This window comes from Microbispora sp. NPDC046933, assembly GCF_040644635.1.
Classification (GTDB): domain Bacteria; phylum Actinomycetota; class Actinomycetes; order Streptosporangiales; family Streptosporangiaceae; genus Microbispora.
This window is the reverse complement of sequence record NZ_JBEYWW010000012.1, coordinates 194187-214510: the sequence shown is the minus strand read 5'-3', so window position 1 is coordinate 214510 and position 20324 is coordinate 194187. Positions and strand designations below refer to the sequence as shown.

Sequence of the window (20324 nt, the reverse complement as noted above, 5' to 3'; positions counted from 1 at the left end):
CGACGCTCGACGCTCGACGATCGACGATCGACGATCGACGATCGACGATCGACGATCGTCACCCGGAGACCTGCGGCGAGGAGGGGGTGTCGGAGCGGGTCGGGGCCCCCGGCAGGATCCGGCGGAGGTGGTGGTCGACGATCGCGGCCGCGTCGTCGACGCCGAGTTCCCCGAGCAGCACCCCGTCGGCGAGGCCACGCGCGAGACCGAGCAGTGCGTGGGCCTCCGCGCCGGGATCGACGTCCGGGGCCGGGCCGGAGGCCGCCAGCAACGCGGCTGTCTCGCGATGGACGGCGTCGCCGCCGGCGCGATAGAGGGCGTGGATCTCCGGGTCGGCGACGGCCATGCTCAGGAACGCGTGCCCGGCGAGCAGCGGGACCACAGCGGTCACGCCCAGTTCGACGATCGCGAGCAGCACGCGCCGCAGCGTGTCCGCCGGGCCGTGAGCGTCCCGGACGGCCTCGCGAACATGGCGCTCGATCTCTCCCCTCAGGACATGGGCGCTGGCGCGCAGCAGATCGGCCTTCCCGGCGAAGTAGTGCTGCACGAGCCCCTTGGAGACGCCGGCCTCCTGTGCCACCTGCCCTATGGTCACTCCGGCCAGGCCGTCTCGCGCGCACAGCCGCAGCGCCGCCTGGGCGATCTCCTCCCGCCGAGCCGCGTGGTCGACCTGTTTGGGCACCGCCCGACCCCTCTTTCGCGATACGAACGTATAGTGATATCGATGCAATACGATCGTACTGCCAATGGCGAACGGAGGACCCGTACGTGAACGACCTCGTGCGGCCCAACATCGGAGCGCAGTTCCGCCGGCGGCGCCTCGGGCACTTCCAGGACGCGCCGGCCTACGCGCGCTACCGGCGGATCTACGACCGGGCCATGGCCGACCTCCCGGCGTACGACGGATTCCAGGACGTGCCGACCGGCTTCGGAACCGTCCGCGCCTACCGCTTCGGCGCGGACGGCGCCGATGCCGGAACGCCGCTCCTCCTGCTGCCGGGACGCACCGCGTCCACCCCGATGTGGGCGCCGAACCTCGCCGGTCTCCGCGCCCCTGGCCGCGTCGTCCACGCGATCGACCTGCTCGGCGAGCCGGGCCTCTCGGTGCAGAGCAGGCCGTTCGCGAGCGCGGCCGACCACGGCGTGTGGCTCGCGGAACTCCTGACCGGCCTCGGCCTCGACCGGACGCACCTCCTGGGAGTGTCGATCGGCGGGTGGACCGCCTTCCGGCTCGCCATGCACGCTCCGGAGAAGGTCGCCTCCCTGAGCCTGCTCGATCCGGCCTGCCTGTTCGGCCGGATCACCTGGAAGGCGGTCGCCGTCTCCCTGGGAACGGTGGGGCCGCTCCCCGAGCCGTGGCGCGTGCGACTGCTGCGCTGGATCTCCGGCGGAGCCGACGTCTCCGGCGACGAGCCGGTCGCCGCCCTGATCTCCGCCGGGATGCGGGACTTCACCGCCTTCCTCCCCCCGCCGACGTACCCCTCGGACGAAGAGGTCGCCGCGGTCGACGTGCCGACCCTCGCGGTGATCGCCGGGCGCAGCATCATCCACCATCCGGACAGGGCCGCGGAACGCGCCCGTCGGCTGCTCGCCCACGGGGTCGTCGAGCTGTGGCCGGATGCCTCCCACGCCCTCAACGGCGAGTTCCCCGAGCGGGTCGCCGCCCGGGTCCTCGACTTCATCGACCGGGTCGACGCGGACGGCGCCCTCCACGGCCGTCACTGACCGTCGTCGCCAGTGGGCCCGTGCTCGCCGCGCGGGCCGTCACAGGCGGCGGCCCTGGCGGTCGATCACCACGGCGAAGACGCCGGTGACGTCCTCGTACGGCGGTTCCACGGCCATGTGACCTCGCTGGGCGTCGATCCACAGGACCTCGCCCCGGCAGTTGACGGCGTTCCACGCGTGGCTGCCTCCCCCGGCCCAGCGGGTGATGAGGACGGCGGCGGCACCGTGACCGCCGAAGATCAGCCGTTGCGCGATGGCCACGTACGCCCTGCGGCCGTGGCCCACGTATTCGAAGCGGTGCCCCAGCCACTCCTCGGCGCGGGCGACGCCCCCGGTCTCCCCGGTGAGCAGCGCGCGTCCCGACCCGTCGTACTCCGGCTGCCTGCGTGCCGCCACGACGGGCTCACCGTGCCAGGTGGACATCACCGACAGCGCGCAGTCGACGGCGTTGTTGGACCTGAACGCGTCCTCCGTCGGGCCTTCGGCGTTGATCAGGCGGATCCAGGTGCCGCGCGGGTCCGGGAAGCGCCCGCTCACCGCCTGCGCGAGGCTCTCCTGGCCGTCCGGGTCGGCCTCGGCCAGGCCGCCGGGCCTGCCGTACGGGCGGGTCTCCTCCAGCCGTCGCGGGCGGCCCGGGCTGTCCAGCCAGTCGCGCTCGGTCTCGTCGCGCAGCACGGCCGACCAGAAGTCGTCGGCGTCCGCGAGTTCGCCCGCCTCAGGACCGTCGTCCACGGCCATGCCCGGCTGCGCGGGAATTGTCGGCGCGGGCGCGGTCTCGGCGAGCCACTCGTCCGGTCCGGCCTGAGCCACGTCGTCACGTTCCGCCTCGGGTAGCGGCTCGGGCAGCCGCTCGGGTAGCGGCTCGCCCGGCAGATCGCGTTCGACGGCCGCCACGGCCGTCATGGTCTCGTCCTCCACGGCGCCGTCCCGCGTCCCGGCGGGGCCGATCTCCAGGTGATCAGTGATCTCCAAGTGATCAGCGCTTTCCACATGATCCGGGGGCTCGGCCAGGTCCTCGACGTCGTCCTCGTGCTCCGCGTCGTCGGCCCCGGCGCCGGATTCGGCTTCGGATTCGGATTCGGCTTCGGATTCGGCTCCCGCGTCGTCCGACTCCACCCCGGCGGCCCCGCGCTCCTCCACAGGCGCGAGGTCCCCGGAATCGTGCGAGCCGGGCTCCGCCGAGCCCAGGTCGTGCGAGCCGGGCTCCGCCGAGCCCGAGTCATGCGAGCCGCGCTCCCCCAAGCCGGACTCTTCCGCGCCAGGCTCTTCCGCGCCAAACTTTTCCGCGCCGGACTCTTCCGCGCCGGACTCTTCCAGGGCCGACGGCGAGCAGTCGGGGGCGGCGTCCGTGACGGTCCCTGCGGGAGCTTCCTCAGCGATCTCCCCGGCCGGCGCCTCTTCCGCCGTCTCCCGGGCGTCCCCCGCGTCCCCCGCGTCTCCGGCGTCCCCGGCGTCTTGGAAGTCTCCGAAGTCTCGACACTGCTCGGAGCCCTCGGCGTTTTCCGGGTCCCCCGTATCCTCAGCGTCGCCGGTGTTCCCAGCGTTCCCGGTGTTCCCGGTGTTCCCGGCGTCGGCGGGCGTCACGGCGGGGATGGCTTCCCGGACGTCTGGCGACCCTGCTTCCCAGTCGTCTGGCGACCCTGCGCGGCGTCCGATCGGCGCCGCCAGGCCGTGGCCCCCGCGTCCCCCGCTCTCGCCGCTCCTGGCGGCCGGCACCACCGGCATGGTCACGGTGTCCACGCCCAGCGGCAGCGCCGCGAGCCGCACCTCCAGGCGGCGATCCTCCAGCGAGGGAGCAGGCGCCTCGGCGGCCTGCTCGTAGTCCCGCCATCGCCGGCCGTCGGCCGTCACGACCGGGTTGTACACACCGGACGGCAACCGCCACCTCGCATGCCGGCGCGCCCTCTCCTGGTTCACGCGCTTGGCCCCCCTCCTCGCGCACATCAGGGTGCCGATGGTAGAGGCGGGCCGTCCGAGGCACGGCGGGTTTTCCCAACTCCAGACCCGGCTCTCCGCCGGGAGACCGTGCGGGGCCGGTCAGCGGGCCGTGACGGTGACGGTGTGGAGGCCGGTGGCGCCGTCGGGGGCGGGCTGGGCCTCGTCCGCGGTCTGGGTGTAGCCGGTCGCGTCGGTGGCCCGCACGGAGATCGTGTGCCGGCCCGGCGTCAGGTCGAGGTCGAGCGACCACTGCCGCCAGGTGTCCGGGCCGGGGACGTCGGCGAGCCTCGCCTGCCGCCACGCGCCGCCGTCCACCCGCACCTCGACCGCGTCGACACCGCGGTGCTGGGCCCACGCGACGCCCGCCACGGTCGTGCGGCCCGCCCTGACCTCGTCCCCGTCACGTGGCAGGTCGATCCTGGACTGGGTCTTGATCGGCCCCCGGGGGGCCCAGCCGCGCGGCGTCCAGTAGGCCTCGTCCCGGTCGAACCGGGTGACCCTGATCTCGGTGACCCATTTCGTCGCCGACACGTATCCGTACAGTCCGGGCACGACCTGGCGGACCGGGAAGCCGTGGGCCTCCGGGAGAACCTCGCCGTTCATGGCGACGGCGAGCAGCGCGTCGCGGCCGTCCATGACCACGTCGACCGGTGTGCCGCAGGTCCAGCCGTCCTCGGAGACGCTGAGCAGCATGTCGGCCTCGCGGCGGATCCCCGCCTCGCGCAGCACGTCGGCGAGCCGGGCGCCGAGCCAGCGGGCGTTGCCGGCGTACGGACCGCCGACCTCGTTGGACACGCAGGTCAGCGTGACGTCCGCCTCCGTCAGGGGGCGTTTGAGCAGGTCGGCGAAGGTCAGCTCGACCGGCCTGTCCACCAGCCCATGGATCTTCAGGGTCCAGCGCGCCGGGTCCACCGACGGCACGACGAGCGCGGTGTCCACGCGGTAGAACTCCGCGTTGGGCGTGACGAACGGCGCGAGGCCGGGAATCCGCAGGTCCGCCCCGGCGGGGATCGGCGCGGCCGGGCGCGCCGCGCGCGGCAGCATCCTGGCCACGCCGCGCCGGGCCAGTTCGGCGTCCTTGCTGCCCGACAGCAGCCACCCGCCGAGGCCGGCGACGCCCGCCACCGCGACGCCCGTGGCCGCCCCGGTCAGGAGCCTGCGCCGGTCGAAGGCATAGGGCCCCGCTCCCGCCCGCATGACGGCCGGCACGGCGGGCCCGGGCGGCGTCGCAAGCGCCCCCGCGGACCCGGGCCGCACGGGCGACCGGGGCTCCGCCGCATGGCCGTCTCCCCGCAGGCTCGGCTGCCGGTCTCCACGCCCGCTCCCGCCCGTGCTCTTCCCTGTGCTCTCCCGTGCGTTCTCCCGCGCGTTCTCCCGTGTGTTCCCGGGCGGCGCGGGCGGGTCGCCCATGCCCTGGTCGGCGGCCCGGCTCGCGGCCACGTAGTCCTCCTCGCCGCTGTCCATGGCGCGGCGCGCCAGGCGCGACAGGGTCCAGGCGCCGGCCGCGGCGCCCGCGAGTGAGGGCAGGACGTGCGCCGTCCCCGCGTCCGGCCGGGACAGCGCGGCGGCGGCGCCGACGAGGCCGAACATGGCCAGTCCCAGCGTGCCGTACGCCGTCCGGCGGCGGGCGAGCAGGCCGAGACCGGCGGCGACGAGCGCGAGCACGACGACGATGCCGCCGAGCAGGACCGGCTTGTCGTTGGATCCGAAGGTGCGGATCGCCCATTCCTTGAGGCCGGCGGGCGTGGCGTCGACCAGGGCGCCGCCCACGGCGACGACCGGCGCCGCGCCGGGATCGATCAGACCGGCGACGATCTGGGCCGCCCCGAGCGCCACCGCGCCGGCGACGAGGCCGGTCAGCGCGGCCGCCCAGGCGGGCATGCGGGTGCCTGCTGCGTTCACGTTTCGAACGCTACGCCCACCCGCCCGCCGGGAGTCTTACGGCGCTGTTACGAGACCACCTCGGCGATCACCGGGGCGAGCGCCCGGAACGCCTTGCCCCGGTGGCTGATCGCGTTCTTCTCCTCGGCCGACATCTCGGACGTCGTACGGGTGTCGCCGTCCGGCACGAAGATCGGGTCGTAGCCGAAGCCGCCCGTGCCGCGCCGTTCGCGGATGAGGTGGCCGTGCACGGCCCCCTCCACCACGTGCTCCTCCCCCGTGGGCAGCGCGAGCGCGGCCGTGCAGGCGAAGTGGGCCTGGCGGCGGCCGTCCGGCACGTCGGCGATCTGCGCGAGCAGCAGGTCGAGGTTGGCGTCGTCGTCGCCGTGGCGGCCCGACCAGCGGGCGGAGAAGATTCCCGGCATGCCGTTCAGCGCCTCCACGCACAGGCCGGAGTCGTCGGCGATGGCGGGCAGGCCGCTCTGCGAGGCGACCGCGTGCGCCTTGAGCAGCGCGTTCTCCGCGAACGTGAGGCCGGTCTCGGCCACGTCGCCGATGTGCGGGAACGCTTCCAGGCCGACGAGTTCGACCGGCACACCGGCGTCGGCGAGGATCCGGCGGAGTTCGACGATCTTCCCGGCGTTCCGGGTGGCCAGAACCACCTTGTTCATGCTGTTGTTCTCCCGTGGATCAGGCGAGGGCCTCGGCCTGCAGGCGGGTGAGCTCCGCGCAGCCGGCCGCGGCGAGGTCGAGCAGTCCGTTCAGCGTCGTCCGGTCGAACGGCGTGCCCTCGGCGGTGCCCTGCACCTCGACGTAGTCGCCCCTGCCGGTCATCACCACGTTCATGTCGGTCTCGGCCTTGACGTCCTCGCTGTAGTCGAGGTCGAGCATCGACTCGGTGCCGACGACGCCGACCGAGACGGCGGCGACCGAGTTCACCAGGGGGTCGCCGGGGCACATCCGGCGCTGCCGCATCCAGGCGATCGCGTCGGCGAGGGCGACGTACGCGCCGGTGATGGCGGCGGTGCGGGTGCCGCCGTCGGCCTGCAGCACGTCGCAGTCGAGCAGGATGGAGTTCTCCCCCAGGGCCTTGTAGTCGACGCAGGCCCGCAGGGACCGGCCGATCAGCCGGGAGATCTCGTGGGTGCGCCCGCCGATCTTGCCGCGGACCGACTCGCGGTCGGTGCGGGTGTTGGTCGACCGGGGCAGCATGGCGTACTCGGCCGTCACCCAGCCAAGACCGCTGCCCTTGCGCCAGCGGGGCACGCCGCTTTCCACCGTCGCGGCGCACAACACCTTGGTGCCCCCGAACTCCACCAGTACGGAACCCTCCGCGTGGGCGAGCCAGTTCCGGGTGATGGTCACGGGACGAAGCTGGTCGGAACGACGACCGTGTGAACGAGCCATACGGGTCACCCTAGGTCATACACGGCCCCGCTCCGCGCCAACTCCATCGGGCCGGCGAAGCCGCCGCGCGAGGCGTCCTCCAGGATGCGGGACTTGTCGTACCACGGGACGAGATGGGTGAGGACGAGCGCGCCGGCCTCGGCGCGGGCGGCGTGCTCGGCCGCCTGCCTGCCGCTCAGGTGCAGGCCGGGGGTCAGGTCCGGCTCGTCGAGGAAGGACGCCTCGCACAGGAGCACGTCGGCCTCGTGGGCCAGCTTGACCAGTTCGGCCGACTCGCCGGTGTCGGCCGAGTACGCGACGGACCGGCCCTGGTGGGAGACGCGGAAGCCGTAGGTCTCCACGGGGTGGTTCATCGGGGCGGCCGTCACCTCGAACGGGCCGACGTGCCGGGTGCCGGGCGACAGCCGTACGAAGTCGAAGGAGTTCTCCAGCACGGGCTCGTCCGGCATCGCGTACGCCGCGTTGAGCCGCTTGGAGGCGCCGCCGGGGGCGTGGACGGGCACCTTCGGCAGCGGCCCGTCCGGGGTGTAGGTGCGCACGACGTGGTAGGCGCACAGGTCGAGGCAGTGGTCGGCGTGCAGGTGGGACAGGAGGATGGCGTCGACGTCGTAGAGCCCGGCGTGCCGCTGGAGCGCGCCCAGCGACCCGTTGCCGAAGTCGAGCAGCAGCCGGAAGCCCTCGGCCTCCAGCAGGTAGCAGGAGGACGGGCTGTCGGGGCCGGGGAAGCTGCCCGAGCACCCGATGATCGTCAACTTCATCGCGAACTCCCTACGCCGCTGACGTCGTCGATGCCGGAGGCGGTCCGCTCCACCGACTGGAGCTCGGGACCGAGGAAGCGCTGCCCGAGCCGTTCGAACAGTTCGGTGTCGCCGGTCGCCCGGAAGCGGTGCCCCGGCTCGCCCGCGCCGTTGGACAGCCCGCGGTCGTGCAGGATGCGATAGACGTCCTTGGCCGTCTCCTCGGCGCTGGACACCAGCGTGACCCCGTCGCCGGCGACGTACGAGAGGGCGCCGGTGAGCAGCGGATAGTGCGTGCAGCCGAGGATGAGCGTGTCGCAGCCCGCGTCCTGGATCGGCTTGAGGTAACCCCTGACCACCTCGATGAGCTCCTCGCTCATCGTCTCGCCCCGCTCGACGAACTCCACGAGCAGGGGGGCGGCCACCGCGACCAGCTCGACGTCGGGGGCGGCGGCGAAGGCGTCGTGGTAGGCCATCGACTCGATGGTGGCCCGCGTGGCGATCACGCCGACCCTGCCGTTCCTCGTGGCCCGCACGGCCCGCCGGGTGGCGGGCTGGATCACCTCGACGACCGGGACGTCGTAGCGCTCCCTGGCGTCCCTGAGCACGGCCGAGCTCGCGCTGTTGCACGCGATGACCAGCATCTTCACGTCGTGCTCGACCAGGTGGTCCATGACCTCCAGCGCGTACGCGCGGAGCTCGGCGATGCTCTTGGGCCCGTACGGCTGGTGGGCCGTGTCGGCCACGTAGAAGATCGATTCGTGGGGCAGCTGGTCGATGATCGCCCGGGCGACCGTAAGGCCGCCCACGCCGCTGTCAAAGATCCCGATCGCCCTGGTGTTGTCCTCCGGCACGCTTCCCAAGGTTAGGGGACTGATCCCCGCCGCCGACGGTAAGAATGCTCACATCGCGCGCCGGGCGGCGGGGAGGACGCGGTCTAGCCCCGGCCCAGACGCGCGATCTGGCGGGACTGGGCGACCAGCCGGCCCGCCGAGTCCCACACCTCGACCTCCTCGTCGAACCAGCCGTCGCTGATCAGCCGTCCGCCGCCGATCAGGGTCAGCCACCCCGGCGCGGGCAGTGCCCGCAGGTGCCAGGTCAGCTCCACCGTCGGGGCCCATCCCCGCGCCCCCGCCGAGAACACGACCGGCGGCAGCGCGTCCACCGCCAGCGCCAGCACGTACGGGTCGGGGTCCTGCGGCTCTGCCAGCCGGAAGTACGCCCGCGACTCGGGCCGTCCGGTCGGCCGGCCGGTGAGCCAGCCGATCGTGGGCGGGTCGAACGCGAGCTCCATCTGGGCGCTGAAGTTCATGTTCGACTCGGGCTTGGGTTCGGGCAGGCGCACGCAGTCCGCCAGGTCCGGCATGACGGCGGACGGGCCGTCCGCCCAGTCAGGGGCCGCCGACCCGTCCAGCGTCGCGGTCGTGACGAGCATCTCGATGAACGACTCGCCGTCCTGGACGAGCCTGGCCCGGGTCATCGCCGCCGTACGGCCCGTCTTGAGCGGCTCGAGCAGCACCCTGGCCGGGCCCGGCCGCGCCACCCGCAGGAACTGGGCGCTCGTGGAGACCGGGTGCGCGTGCGGCGAGGCGTCCACCACGGCGCGCAGCATGGTGGCCATGAGATAGCCGCCGTTCAGCGGCCCTCCGATGGAGTATCCGTCGTCGAGACACACGTCGTAGGTGGTGTCGTCGACCCGGATGGCCTGCGTCGCCTCGTCGAACTTGGTCATGCGCCCCTCGCCGCTCTACCGAATATTGTTCTGTCCATTACTCTAGCGTGGCACTCCGGCGGACCGCGCCGTGGGCTCATCCTGGGCTCGTCGGCTCGCTGTGGGCCGGCTGCGGGCCGGCTGCGGGCCGGCGCCGCGCTCGCGGTCAAGCGGGCTGCAAGCGCGCCGCTACCGGCCGGGCCTAGCGTCGCGGCGTACCCCCGACGACGACGCATGTGAGTGAGCCCATGTCCCCCGACACCTCCCCGCACAACCCGAGCCCCTGGCGGCCGGGCGACGAACCCGACCTCGACCGCACCGTCGCCTATCGCGTTCCCCGCGCCGCGGCGAACGAGGCGCACACCGTGCGGCTGCCGTCCTGGACGGAGCCGGAGGAGATCGGCTCCGCCACCGTTGCCGCCCCGCCGCCCCCGAGCCGGGGCCGGCGGGGGCGCGGCTGGATCCTCGCGCTGGTGGCCGCCGTGCTCGTGGGCGTGGTCGGCGGCGGCGGCGTGTGGGCCGCCTCGAAACTCAGCGGCGGCGGCACGCAACCGCAGGACGTGCTGCCCGCGAACGCGCTGGCCTACGTCCGGCTCGACCTCGACCCGTCGGCCGGGCAGAAGCTCGCGTTGTTCGGCATCGCCCGCAAGTTCTCGGCCACCCGCGACTCCTTCGGCGGGGACGACCCGCGCAAGGCCCTCGTCACCGCGGTGCAGAAGGACGACCCGGACCTCTCGAAGGTCGACTACGCCAGGGACGTCGAACCCTGGCTCGGCGACCGCGTCGGCCTCGCCGCGCTGCCCTCGGACGGCGGCGGCGACCCCGTCGGGGCGCTCGCCGTACAGGTGAAGGACGAGGCGGCGGCCCGGACCGGCATCGCCAAGATGGGCCTCGGCGATGGGAAGGGCGGCCTGGCGTTCCGGGACGGATACGCCATCATCGCCACGAGCCAGAAACTGGCCGACGAGTACGCCAAGGCGGCGCCGCTGTCCGGTGAGCCGCGCTTCGCCGCCGACCTCGACGCGCTGGGCGAGCAGGGCGTGCTGTCGTTCTGGATGGACGTGGAGAAGATCGCCGAGGCCGGCTGGAGCGACGTCACCGCCACGCCCGTGCTGCAGCAGATCAGGGGCATGCGGTTCGCCGGCGCCCTGCGGTTCTCGGGAGACTACGCCGAGCTGGCCGGGATCACCCGCGGCGGGACGGCCATGCCGGGCCGGCCCGAGCCGGTGAAGATCGGCCAGCTGCCCGCCTCCACGGTCGCGGCGGCCTCGATCTCCGGCCTGGGCGACCTGCTGCGCGAGCAGTGGCCGTCCATCGAACAGACGGCGACCGGCTCGGGCGGCGACATGGTAAAGCAGGTCCTCGACGAGGCGCGGGCGCGGTACGGCCTGTCCCTGCCCGACGACCTCGCCACGTTGCTGGGCCGCAGCCTCACGCTCGCCCTGGACGAGCAGGACCTCGACGGCCCGCAGCCCCGGGTGGGCGCGGTGCTCACGACGGACACCGCCAAGGCGCGGGACGTGGTGGACCGGGTCAAGGGCCACCTGAACGGCATGGAGAGGTCCGCCGACTTCGCCACCGCCGAGGGCGACGGGCGGTTCGTGATCGCGAGCACCCAGGAGTACGCCGACGCGCTGAACGGCGCCGGCACGCTCGGTGAGAGCGAGACGTTCAAGATCGCCGTCCCGGACGCCGCGAACGCCACCTACGCCCTGTACGCCGACCTCGACCGGCTGGAGAAGCTTTACCTGGACGGCCTGAACGGCCAGGAGCGCGCCGACGCCGAGAAGTTGCGGGCGATCGGCCTGAGCGGCACCCAGGGCGAGGACGGCTCGACCTTCACGCTCAGGGTCGTGTTCAACTAGCGTCCCCGTGCTCCGGCTCACCCCGCTCGAACCGGGACTCCGGCCCACCCACGCCGGAGCGGGCGGGGTGAGCCGGCCTTTTATCGGCGATCAGGCCCAGAGCTGGCCTTCGAGGCGGTCCTCCGCCTCGTCGAGGGTGCCCTCGTAGGCGCCGGTCGACAGGTACTTCCAGCCGCCGTCGGCCACGATGAACACGATGTCGGCCCGCTCGCCGGCCTGGACGGCCTTGCGGGCCATGCCGAGGGCCGCGTGCAGGGCGCAGCCCGTCGAGATGCCCGCGAAGATGCCCTCCGCGGCCAGCAGCTCGCGGGTCCGGCGCAGCGCGTCGGCCGAGGTCACCGAGTAGCGGGTGGTCAGCACGGACGCGTCGTACAGCTCCGGCACGAACCCCTCGTCCACGTTGCGCAGGCCGTAGACCAGCTCGCCGTACCGCGGCTCGGCGGCCACGATCTTCACGTCGGGCACGTGCTCGCGCAGGTAGCGGCCGACGCCCATGAGCGTGCCGGTCGTGCCGAGCCCGGCGACGAAGTGGGTCACGGTCGGCAGGTCCGCGAGGATCTCCGGCCCGGTCGACTCGTAGTGGGAGCGCCAGTTGGCGGGGTTGCCGTACTGGTAGAGCATCACCCAGTCGGGATGCTCGGCCGCGAGGCCCTTGGCCACGCGCACCGCCTCGTTGGAGCCGCCCGCGGCCGGCGAGGAGATGATCTCAGCGCCCCACATGCGCAGCAGCTGGCGGCGCTCCTCCGAGGTGTTCTCCGGCATGACGCAGATCAGCTTGTAGCCCTTGAGCCGGGCCGACATCGCCAGCGAGATGCCGGTGTTGCCGGAGGTCGGCTCCAGGATCGTGCAGCCCGGCGTGAGCAGCCCATCCTTCTCGGCCTGCTCGATCATCCACAGCGCCGGCCGGTCCTTGACCGACCCGGTCGGGTTGCGATCCTCCAGCTTCGCCCAGATCCGTACGTCGGGGGACGGCGAGAGCCGGGGCAGACCCACCAGCGGGGTGTGCCCGACCGAGTCGATCAACGAGTCGAAGCGCATTCAGCGCGCTCCGCCCGCGACGGCCGGGAGCACGGTCACGGTGTCGCCGTCGGCGACGGGGGTGCCGAGCCCGCCGAGGAAGCGTACGTCCTCGTCGTTCAGGTAGACGTTGACGAAGCGGCGCAGCCCGGTCTCGTCCACCAGCCGGGCCTTCAGTCCGGGGTGGCGCGACTCCAGGTCGCCGATCAGCTCTTCGAGGGTCGATCCCTTGGCGTTGACCGCCTTGGCGCCATCGGTGTAGCTGCGGAGGATGGTAGGAATGCGGACCTCGATGGCCATCTCGGCTCAATCTCCTTGATCAGTGGTCGTCGTTATGATGGGCGTCCACCTGCTCTGAACAGGGGCAGGCGGGCGGCGATTCCAGCGGTCTTCTTCCCCGGCGCGCCAGCGGGCGGCAGGGTTCAGCGACAGTCGTAGACGACGACAGACGGCGTGTGCGCGAAGAGGAACGCCTGAACAGGAGATTCCGGGCGCACCCGGCGCGACAGGACAGCCGGTGACGACACAGGACGAGCGTCATCGTTAGCCATGGTTCAAGTTTAACCGTACGACTCTACGATCTTGACTTCCTCCTCCGTCACGACCCCGTCCACGATCCGGTAGGAGCGGAAGGGCGTCTCCTCCTCGGAGGCGGTCGACACCAGCACGTAGTGGGCGTCGGGCTCGGAGGCGTAGCTGATGTCCGTACGGGAGGGGTACGCCTCGGTGGCGGTGTGGGAGTGGTAGATCACGACAGGCACCTCGTCGCGGTCGTCCATCTCCCGCCACACGCGGAACTGCTCCATCGAGTCGAAGCGGTAGAACGTCGGGGAGCGCTCGGCGTTCTCCATCGGGACGAACCGCTCGGGACGGTCGGCCCCGGCGGGCCCGGCCACGACGCCGCACGCCTCGTCGGGGTGGTCGGCCCGGGCATGGGCCACGATCTTGTCGACCAGCTCGCGTGAGATCGTCAGCATGCGGGCAACCTACCAAAGCGCCCTGACGAGGGTGTCCTGCAGGTAGGTCAGCCAGTCGTAGGTCACGAAAGCGGGATAGCGGGGGTCGTCCTCGGACATCGAGGCGATCTCCTCGTGGACCTCCTCGGTGACCTCCAGCCGCACGCCGAGCGCGAGGCGGACGTCGTTGATCGCCCGCAGCCACGCCTGCCCCTGCTCGGCCGTCAGCGTCAGCCGGCCCGGCGCCGCCGTCTCCAGCAGCGTGGTCGCGTCGGCCCGCTTGCCGTCGCGCAGCGTCGCCTCCGTGTAGCGGCGGAACTCCTGCGCCGCGTCCTCGTCGTCCGCGTACGCCGAGGGGAACAGGCGCGCGAGCACGGGGTCGGCCGGCGGGGCCGCCGAGCCGATGCCCAGGGCCCGCTCCAGCGGGTCGTCGCCGGTGGTCCCCGGCTCGACCAGGCCGAGCACCTGCGACACCAGCGAACGCAGGATCGACACCTCGCCCGCGTCGAGATGGACGGTCACCCCGTCACCCGTCGCCCGAAATCCCGTGCTCATCACTTGTCCTGCTGGACGGTCGCCCACAGGCCGTAGGAGTGGAGGATCTGCACGTCCCGCTCCATCTCCTCCCGAGTGCCGCTGGCGACGACGGCCTTGCCCTTGTGGTGGACGTCCATCATCAGCTTCTCGGCCTTCTCCCGGGGGTAGCCGAACACGGTCTGGAAGACGTACGTGACGTACGACATCAGGTTGACCGGGTCGTTCCACACGATCGTGAGCCACGGCAGATCGGGGCGCACGTCCGACGACGGACGCTCGACCTCGGCTGGAGCTGTGCTACCCACGTACCCATCCTGCACCACGACCGTCGTAGTCTTCGACACGTGCGCATGACCACGGGCACGGCCCTGCTGACCGACCAGTACGAACTGACGATGCTCCAGGCCGCGCTCGCCAGCGGTGCGGCCCATCGGCGGGCGGTCTTCGAGGTGTTCGCCCGGCGGCTGCCGGGGGGACGGCGCTACGGGGTGGTGGCCGGCGCCGGGCGGTTCCTCGACGCGCTGGAGGACTTCCGCTTCGAGGAGCAGGACATCGAGTTCCTGTGCTCCTCCGGGATCGTGGACGAGCGCACCGGCGAGTTCCTCGCCGGCTACCGCTTCTCGGGCAACGTGTACGGCTACCGGGAGGGCGAGGCGTTCTTCCCCGGCTCACCGATCATGGTGGTGGAGGGGACGTTCGCCGAGGCCGTGCTGCTGGAGACCGTGGCCCTGTCGATACTCAACCACGACTGCGCGATCGCGGCGGCCGCCTCCCGGATGGCCCAGGCGGCCGGAGATCGGCCGCTCATCGAGATGGGCTCGCGCCGCACCCACGAGTACGCCGCGGTCGCCGCCGCCAGGGCCGCCTACCTGTGCGGCTTCGCCTCCACCTCCAATCTCATGGCCGGCCACCTGTACGGCGTGCCGACGGCCGGCACCGCCGCCCACGCGTTCACCCTGCTGCACGACTCCGAGGAGGACGCCTTCCGGGCCCAGATCGAGTCCCTGGGGCTCGGCACCACCCTGCTCGTGGACACCTACGACGTGGAGAAGGCCGTACGCGCCGCGGTGGAGCTGGCGGGGCCCGGCCTCGGCGCGGTGCGCATCGACTCCGGCGACCTCGCGGTGGTGGCGGTCGAGGTGCGGCGCCTGCTCGACGAGCTGGGCGCGAGCCGCACGCGGATCGTCGTCACCAGCGACCTGGACGAGTTCGCGATCGCGGCGCTGGCCGCGGCGCCGGTGGACGCCTACGGGGTCGGCACCGCCCTGTCCACCGGCTCGGGGCATCCGACGGCCAGCCTCGTCTACAAGCTCGTCGCCCGTGAGGACCACACGGGGCAGGTCCAGCCGGTGGCCAAGGCGTCCGTCGGCAAGCCGAGCGTCGGCGGGCGCAAGTGGGCCTACCGCAGGACCAGCGACGGCACCGCGACCGCCGAGGTGGTCACCCGCGAGCCGGTGGAGACGGACGACCGCCCGCTGCTGGCCGAACTCGTCCGGGACGGCAAGGTCGTCGGCCGCGAGAGCCTGGAGGCCGCCCGCGACCGCCACCGGGCGACTTTGGCCGAGTTGCCACTGGAGGCCTGCAGCCTCTCCCCCGGAGACCCCGCAGTCCCTACTATCTTCAAGTGATCGCGGGGGACCGGCGCATGAGGACGACGCCGGACCCTCGCGATCGCCACTGTGAGGTGACCGATGAAGACCGCGCTCGTCGTCGTGGACGTGCAGAACGACTTCTGCGAGGGCGGCAGCCTGCCGGTCGGCGGCGGCTCCGAGGTGGCCGCCGCGATCAGCCGCCACGTCCACGAGCACGCGTACGACCACGTGGTGGCCACCCGTGACTACCACGTCGATCCCGGGGCCCACTTCGCGGCCGAGCCCGACTACGTCGACTCCTGGCCGGCGCACTGCGTGGTCGGGACTTCCGGCGCTGACTTCCACCCGGCCTTCGACACGGCGAAGGTCGAGGAGGTCTTCAGCAAGGGCGCGCGGCAGGCGGCCTACAGCGGGTTCGAGGGCGCCACCGCGGACGGCGTCGGCCTGGCCGCGTGGCTGCGCGAGCGCGGCGTGGAGGCAGTGGACGTCGTCGGCATCGCCACCGACCACTGCGTCCGGGCCACCGCCCTCGACGCGGCGGCGAACGGCTTCGCCGTACGGGTCCTGCTCGACCTGACGGCCGGCGTGGCCCGCGAGACGACGGAGTCGGCACTCGCCCGCCTCACCGAGGCCAGGGTGGAGCTCACCGGGGAGCCGGTCCTCCGCTCCTGATCCGCGAATCCGGCGAGCCGGGCGGCCGAGCCGGGACACGCGCGGGATGGGGACGTCAATGACTTCACCACGAAGCGTCACGGGTGTATTACCTAGAGCGACGACTCCTCGTGGATTGGCGGCCCCGATGTTCGCGTTCCTGCTCGGCCTCACCTGGCTCGTCCTGACCCCGGTCTGCGTCTGGCTGCTCTTCGCCCGCGGCCATCGGGGCGTGCTCCGCGTCACCGGCGCGCTGACGCTGGCGGCCCTGCAGGCGGTCACGATGACCGTGGGGTTCACCCAGAGGTCCGCCCGGGTCCCCGCGCAGACGGTCGCCGAACGCGATCCACGCGCCGACGCCGACGCCGGCGCCGGCGCGGCGGCAGGCGCGCAGGCCACGCAGATCCCCCGAGTGGCGGCCGCTGCGACACCGTCTCCCGCACCGTCTCCCGCACCGACACCGACACAGGGCGGCCCTCCCGACTGCGATTCCCGCATCCCCAACCCCGAGGCCGTACGGCTGTCGTTCCACGGCAGAGCGCTGCACGGCCTCACGGTGTACTGGCCGGCGTCGCCCGCGCAGTGCGACACGGCGACAGTGGCCGTGCACCAGGCCGGGCACCGGCTGCGCATCTGGCTGCGCGAGGGCGCCGAGGCGGGGCAGCACGAGGGAGCACACAACGTTCCCGTACGCGTGGAGGAGGGCGTGGCCTCCCTCAGCCTCCGGCTCAGCCCGGCCACCCGGCACCACCGGCGTTACGTGGCGATCAACGGCCACACCGGCGACAAGATCCCGTTGCGCTCCCGCATCTCGTAGCGCGTCCGACGAGGTCAAGAAAAGTCGGCCCACAAATAGGAGAAGTCCGGACATGAGGCGCAGAACACGCACGCTCGGTGAATATTCATCCCCCCGACAGCGAAGATTCCGCACCGTGCGGCCCAGGCGGCAAAGAATTCGCCGCCGATTACTCTCTTCCCGCCAACCTCCGAGCTGATAGCAATTACCTCCGCGCACCCGCAGCACTCTTATTTTCCGCTCAGCGAGCCTCGGCTCGCTGCCGGCAGCGTCGGAGGACATGCATGTTGACGCTCGAGGAACGCGTCGAACTCCTGGAGCAAGAAGTGACGGATCTCGGCAAGAGCAGTCGTCTGGAGGCGACGATACGCGCCTACGACGCCCAGCAGATGATCTGGGTCAAGGTCGACGCGATAAGCGAGCGACTCACCCGGGTCGAGCAGATCGGCGAGCAGACGAGAACCGACATCGGCGTCCTCAAGAACCAGATGGCCGCCGCCAACCGCCGGTTCGACCGGTTGGACCACGAGATCGCGCGCGTGGACGGCCGCATCGGCGAACTCAGCAATCGGGTCGACACTCTGACCGGCCGGGTGGACACCCTCAACGGACAGGTCGAGACACTCACCGGACAGGTCGAGACACTCGGTGGACAGGTCGAGGCGCTGACCGGGCGGGTCGACGGTCTCACCACACGCGTGGACACACTCACCAACCGGGTCGACACCCTCACCGGACAGGTCAACGTGCTCACGGGCCGTGTCGACGGCCTCACCGACCAGGTCGGAACCCTGACCGGACGGGTGGACGGTCTCACCATACGCGTGGACACACTCACCAACCGGGTCGACGCGATGAGCGACCAGTTGACCATGATGACGGAACGGGTCGACGGCATGGCCGGCCACATCGGGAGGATGACCGAGCTGAACAAGACGATGTTCAACTCGGTCCTGGCCCGGTTGGAGGACGTGTACGCCCAGGTCCGGATGAGCAACCTCGTCAACCGGCCGGACCCTCGGCGCGTGGAGCATGTCGAGGGCGGCCAGGCGGAGGCATCCGCCTGATCGGCACGGCCCGGCCCGGAGCTCCGGAGCCCCGGCCAGTGCGCTGTCCCTCAACGTTCACCAGAGTGGAGGGAGCGGAGCGGAAGGGAGCGAGGACCGCAGCGAAGGGCCGGCGAAGCGGGCTTCGCGAGGACCGGAGGTTCCCTCCGGCGCAGTGGGCCAAGGTTCACGGACACCCCACCAGCCAGGGATGAGCCCAGGTAGCGCCCCGGGACGCGGGCCGTGTTGCCGTAGGACCTCCTGACCCGCTTCGGTAGCCGGGGCGAAGACACGCGCGGCTCGCCGCCCCGCTGGGGACCGGCGAGCCGCGACCCGTCACCGATTGGGCGGCATGCCGTCAGAAAACATCCGGACAGCTCCTCGGCATACTTCGCCGGACCACGCGGAAAGCCGTACGGCGTAGGTCGGACGACGGCGGGATCACCTGCGCTGGGTGGCCCACTTGCGGATCATCGCGATGCGCTCGCGGACCTGCTCGGCGGTGGCCTGGGCGATGGCGGGGCCGCCGCAGGCCCGGCGTAGCTCGGCGTGGATGACGCCGTGCGGCTGGCCGGTGCGATGGTTCCACGCGCCGACGAGGCCGTTCAGCTCCCTGCGGAGCTCGGCGAGCTGCTCGTGCGGCGCGAGGGCGGGGGCGCTCTCCTCGCTCCCCTTCCTGGTCTTGCGCTTGGCCGCCTGCTGGTCGGCCTGGCGCTTACGCAGCAGCGAGGCCACCTGGTCGGGCTCCAGCAGGCCGGGGAGGCCGATGAAGTCCTCCTCCTCCGGTGAGCCGGGTGCGGCGGCGGTGCCGAACTCGCCGCCGTCGAACAGCACCCGGTCGAAGGTCGCGGACGCCTCCAGCGTCTGGAAGGGCAGCTCGTCGCCGAGCGCGTCGGGCTGCTTCTTCTCCTGCTGGGCCTGTTCGAGCAGCACGTCGTCGAGGCCGTCCTCGTCACCGCGGCGGCCCAGCACGTGGTCGCGCTCGGCCTCCATCTCGCCCGCCAGGCCCATGAGGACGGGCACCGAGGGCAGGAACACCGACGCGGTCTCCCCCCGCTTGCGGGCGCGGACGAAACGCCCGACGGCCTGGGCGAAGAACAGCGGGGTCGAGGTGCTCGTGGCGTAGACCCCGACGCACAGCCGGGGAATGTCCACGCCCTCCGACACCATCCGGACCGCGACCAGCCAGCGCCGGTCGGAGGCGGCGAAGTCCTTGATCTTCTTCGACGCGCCCGGGTCGTCGGAGAGCACGACCTCGGCCCCTTCCCCGGTCACCGTGCGGATGTGCCGGGCGTAGGCGCGGGCCGACTCGTGGTCGGAGGCGATGACCAGCCCGCCCGCGTCGGGAACGCCCCGCCGCACCTCGGTGAGGCGCCGGTCGGCCGCGTGGATGACCTGGCGGATCCAGTCGCCCTTCGGGTCGAGGGCCGCCCGCCACGCCTGCGAGAGCTGGTCCTTGGTCAGCGGTGTGCCGAGGGTGGCGGCGATCTCGTCGCCCGCCCGCGTCCGCCATTTCATCTCCCCCGAGTACGCCAGGAAGATGACCGGCCGGACGACGTTGTCGGCCAGGGCCGGGCCGTACCCGTAGGAGTAGTCGGAGACGCTCCGCATCGCCCCCTCGCCGTCCTCGACATAGGTGACGAACGGGATCGGGCTGTCGTCGGACCGGAACGGCGTGCCGGTCAGCGCGAGTCGTCTGGTCGCGGGCTCGAACGCCTCGCGGACGCCGTCGCCCCACGACTTCGCGTCGCCCGCGTGATGGATCTCGTCGAAGATCACCAGGGTCTTGCGCGCCTCGGTGCGGGCCCGGTGCAGCGCCGGATGCATCGCGATCTGCGCGTACGTGACCGCGACCCCGATGTAGTCGCGCGAGGTGGCGCCCTGGCTGTTCTTGAACTCGGGGTCGATGCTGATCCCGACCCGGGCCGCCGCGTCGGCCCACTGCCGCTTGAGGTGCTCGGTGGGGGTGACGATCGTCACCGCGCGCACGACCCCGCGGCTGAGCAGTTCGCTGGCGATCCGCAGCGCGTACGTCGTCTTGCCGGCGCCGGGGGTGGCGACGGTCAGGAAGTCTCTCGGCTCACGCCGGAAGTAGAGGTCGAAGGCCTCCTGCTGCCACGCGCGCAGCTTCGGGGCGGTGCCCCAGGCGGCTCTGTCGGGGTAGGACGGGGAGAGGTGGGACGCGGCCGAAACGCTCAACGACGCCTCCCCGAACTCGTCGGAACACTGGTGTCTCTATCGGTTCGCTCCCTCACAGTGGATTCAGAGTAGCCCGCCCGACCGACAAGACATGCCGACCACACGCATGCTGGTCCGAAATCGCACCGTGTGGTAATCCCCACAGCTCCAGGAATCCGGCGCCGCGGCATGCCCCCGGCCGTGCCGGCCGCCGCCGCGGACCGTCGGAGCCGAGACCGACCCTGCCCCAGGCCGGGCGGCGGCGCGAGCCTCGCCTGGAAACGATC

General features: G+C 72.2%; 20 protein-coding genes. 6 read left to right on the top strand and 14 right to left on the bottom strand.

Annotated features, from left to right (window positions below):
* Window positions 1-58: 58 nt before the first annotated feature.
* Entirely contained in the window at window positions 59-682 is a 624-nt protein-coding gene (locus ABZ857_RS18605; RefSeq protein WP_357044428.1) for a TetR family transcriptional regulator, read from the bottom strand.
* 86 nt (window positions 683-768) lie between these two features.
* On the opposite strand from ABZ857_RS18605, the gene ABZ857_RS18600 reads away from it, so the two are divergent.
* Entirely contained in the window at window positions 769-1725 is a 957-nt protein-coding gene (locus tag ABZ857_RS18600; RefSeq protein ID WP_357044426.1) for an alpha/beta hydrolase, read from the top strand.
* A 39-nt stretch (window positions 1726-1764) separates the two neighbouring features.
* Here ABZ857_RS18600 and ABZ857_RS18595 read toward each other — a convergent pair whose 3' ends face one another.
* From ABZ857_RS18595 to ABZ857_RS18565, 7 genes are all read right to left on the bottom strand, one after another.
* Complete coding sequence (locus ABZ857_RS18595; protein ID WP_357044424.1) at window positions 1765-3576, bottom strand: toxin glutamine deamidase domain-containing protein; 1812 nt, start codon at window positions 3574-3576, stop codon at window positions 1765-1767.
* A 186-nt stretch (window positions 3577-3762) separates the two neighbouring features.
* Entirely contained in the window at window positions 3763-5544 is a 1782-nt protein-coding gene (locus ABZ857_RS18590) for a molybdopterin-dependent oxidoreductase (protein WP_357044489.1), read from the bottom strand.
* 68 nt (window positions 5545-5612) lie between these two features.
* A complete protein-coding gene (locus ABZ857_RS18585; RefSeq protein WP_193206793.1) occupies window positions 5613-6215 on the bottom strand; it encodes an XTP/dITP diphosphatase in 603 nt (200 codons plus the stop codon).
* Between the two features lie 19 nt (window positions 6216-6234).
* Window positions 6235-6951, bottom strand: a complete 717-nt coding sequence (gene rph / locus ABZ857_RS18580; protein WP_357044422.1) for a ribonuclease PH — start codon at window positions 6949-6951, stop codon at window positions 6235-6237.
* 5 nt (window positions 6952-6956) lie between these two features.
* Entirely contained in the window at window positions 6957-7709 is a 753-nt protein-coding gene (locus ABZ857_RS18575) for an MBL fold metallo-hydrolase (protein WP_357044420.1), read from the bottom strand.
* Window positions 7706-8551, bottom strand: a complete 846-nt coding sequence (murI, locus tag ABZ857_RS18570; protein ID WP_357044418.1) for a glutamate racemase — start codon at window positions 8549-8551, stop codon at window positions 7706-7708. The genes ABZ857_RS18575 and murI overlap by 4 nt, the downstream gene beginning before the upstream one ends.
* Before the next feature lie 74 nt (window positions 8552-8625).
* Window positions 8626-9420 carry a thioesterase family protein gene (locus ABZ857_RS18565; RefSeq protein ID WP_357044416.1) on the bottom strand — a complete coding sequence of 265 codons (795 nt, stop codon included), beginning with the start codon at window positions 9418-9420 and terminating at the stop codon, window positions 8626-8628.
* Window positions 9421-9635: 215 nt separating this feature from the next.
* Between ABZ857_RS18565 and ABZ857_RS18560 the strand changes: the two genes are divergently transcribed.
* Window positions 9636-11264, top strand: coding sequence for a DUF3352 domain-containing protein (locus ABZ857_RS18560; RefSeq protein WP_357044414.1), 1629 nt, complete (start codon window positions 9636-9638; stop codon window positions 11262-11264).
* Between the two features lie 90 nt (window positions 11265-11354).
* Here ABZ857_RS18560 and ABZ857_RS18555 read toward each other — a convergent pair whose 3' ends face one another.
* From ABZ857_RS18555 to clpS, 5 genes are all read right to left on the bottom strand, one after another.
* A complete protein-coding gene (locus ABZ857_RS18555; protein ID WP_357044412.1) occupies window positions 11355-12302 on the bottom strand; it encodes a cysteine synthase in 948 nt (315 codons plus the stop codon).
* Window positions 12303-12581, bottom strand: a complete 279-nt coding sequence (locus ABZ857_RS18550; RefSeq protein WP_357044410.1) for a MoaD/ThiS family protein — start codon at window positions 12579-12581, stop codon at window positions 12303-12305.
* Window positions 12582-12841: 260 nt separating this feature from the next.
* Window positions 12842-13258: a M67 family metallopeptidase gene (locus ABZ857_RS18545; protein ID WP_357044408.1), complete on the bottom strand. Its 417-nt coding sequence runs from the start codon at window positions 13256-13258 to the stop codon at window positions 12842-12844.
* Window positions 13259-13267: 9 nt separating this feature from the next.
* Window positions 13268-13792, bottom strand: a complete 525-nt coding sequence (locus ABZ857_RS18540) for a DUF2017 domain-containing protein (RefSeq protein WP_357044406.1) — start codon at window positions 13790-13792, stop codon at window positions 13268-13270.
* On the bottom strand, window positions 13792-14079 hold the full coding sequence (gene clpS / locus ABZ857_RS18535) for an ATP-dependent Clp protease adapter ClpS (protein WP_357044404.1): 288 nt from the start codon (window positions 14077-14079) through the stop codon (window positions 13792-13794). The genes ABZ857_RS18540 and clpS overlap by 1 nt, the downstream gene beginning before the upstream one ends.
* 39 nt (window positions 14080-14118) lie before the next feature.
* On the opposite strand from clpS, the gene ABZ857_RS18530 reads away from it, so the two are divergent.
* The 4 genes from ABZ857_RS18530 to ABZ857_RS18515 all read left to right on the top strand — a co-directional run bounded on the left by ABZ857_RS18530 (window position 14119) and on the right by ABZ857_RS18515 (window position 17880).
* Window positions 14119-15402: a nicotinate phosphoribosyltransferase gene (locus ABZ857_RS18530; protein ID WP_357044403.1), complete on the top strand. Its 1284-nt coding sequence runs from the start codon at window positions 14119-14121 to the stop codon at window positions 15400-15402.
* Between the two features lie 63 nt (window positions 15403-15465).
* Window positions 15466-16038, top strand: a complete 573-nt coding sequence (locus tag ABZ857_RS18525) for a nicotinamidase (protein WP_357044401.1) — start codon at window positions 15466-15468, stop codon at window positions 16036-16038.
* Window positions 16039-16165: 127 nt separating this feature from the next.
* Complete coding sequence (locus tag ABZ857_RS18520) at window positions 16166-16834, top strand: hypothetical protein (RefSeq protein ID WP_357044400.1); 669 nt, start codon at window positions 16166-16168, stop codon at window positions 16832-16834.
* Window positions 16835-17097: 263 nt separating this feature from the next.
* Entirely contained in the window at window positions 17098-17880 is a 783-nt protein-coding gene (locus tag ABZ857_RS18515; protein WP_357044398.1) for a hypothetical protein, read from the top strand.
* 420 nt (window positions 17881-18300) lie between these two features.
* On the opposite strand, the gene ABZ857_RS18510 is transcribed toward ABZ857_RS18515, so the two are convergent.
* The gene (locus ABZ857_RS18510; protein ID WP_357044396.1) at window positions 18301-20058 is read right to left on the bottom strand and encodes a DEAD/DEAH box helicase; all 1758 of its coding nucleotides are present in this window, start codon (window positions 20056-20058) and stop codon (window positions 18301-18303) included.
* Window positions 20059-20324: the final 266 nt, after the last annotated feature.

Coding starts and splice junctions, on each gene's coding strand:
- ABZ857_RS18590 (WP_357044489.1), bottom strand. CDS start 5,544: ATGCCCGCCTGGGCGGCCGCGCTGACCGGCCTCGTCGCCGGCGCGGTG.
- ABZ857_RS18585 (WP_193206793.1), bottom strand. CDS start 6,215: ATGAACAAGGTGGTTCTGGCCACCCGGAACGCCGGGAAGATCGTCGAA.
- rph (WP_357044422.1), bottom strand. CDS start 6,951: ATGGCTCGTTCACACGGTCGTCGTTCCGACCAGCTTCGTCCCGTGACC.
- ABZ857_RS18575 (WP_357044420.1), bottom strand. CDS start 7,709: ATGAAGTTGACGATCATCGGGTGCTCGGGCAGCTTCCCCGGCCCCGAC.
- ABZ857_RS18565 (WP_357044416.1), bottom strand. CDS start 9,420: ATGACCAAGTTCGACGAGGCGACGCAGGCCATCCGGGTCGACGACACC.
- ABZ857_RS18555 (WP_357044412.1), bottom strand. CDS start 12,302: ATGCGCTTCGACTCGTTGATCGACTCGGTCGGGCACACCCCGCTGGTG.
- ABZ857_RS18550 (WP_357044410.1), bottom strand. CDS start 12,581: ATGGCCATCGAGGTCCGCATTCCTACCATCCTCCGCAGCTACACCGAT.
- ABZ857_RS18545 (WP_357044408.1), bottom strand. CDS start 13,258: ATGCTGACGATCTCACGCGAGCTGGTCGACAAGATCGTGGCCCATGCC.
- ABZ857_RS18540 (WP_357044406.1), bottom strand. CDS start 13,792: ATGAGCACGGGATTTCGGGCGACGGGTGACGGGGTGACCGTCCATCTC.
- ABZ857_RS18525 (WP_357044401.1), top strand. CDS start 15,466: ATGAAGACCGCGCTCGTCGTCGTGGACGTGCAGAACGACTTCTGCGAG.
- ABZ857_RS18520 (WP_357044400.1), top strand. CDS start 16,166: ATGTTCGCGTTCCTGCTCGGCCTCACCTGGCTCGTCCTGACCCCGGTC.
- ABZ857_RS18515 (WP_357044398.1), top strand. CDS start 17,098: ATGTTGACGCTCGAGGAACGCGTCGAACTCCTGGAGCAAGAAGTGACG.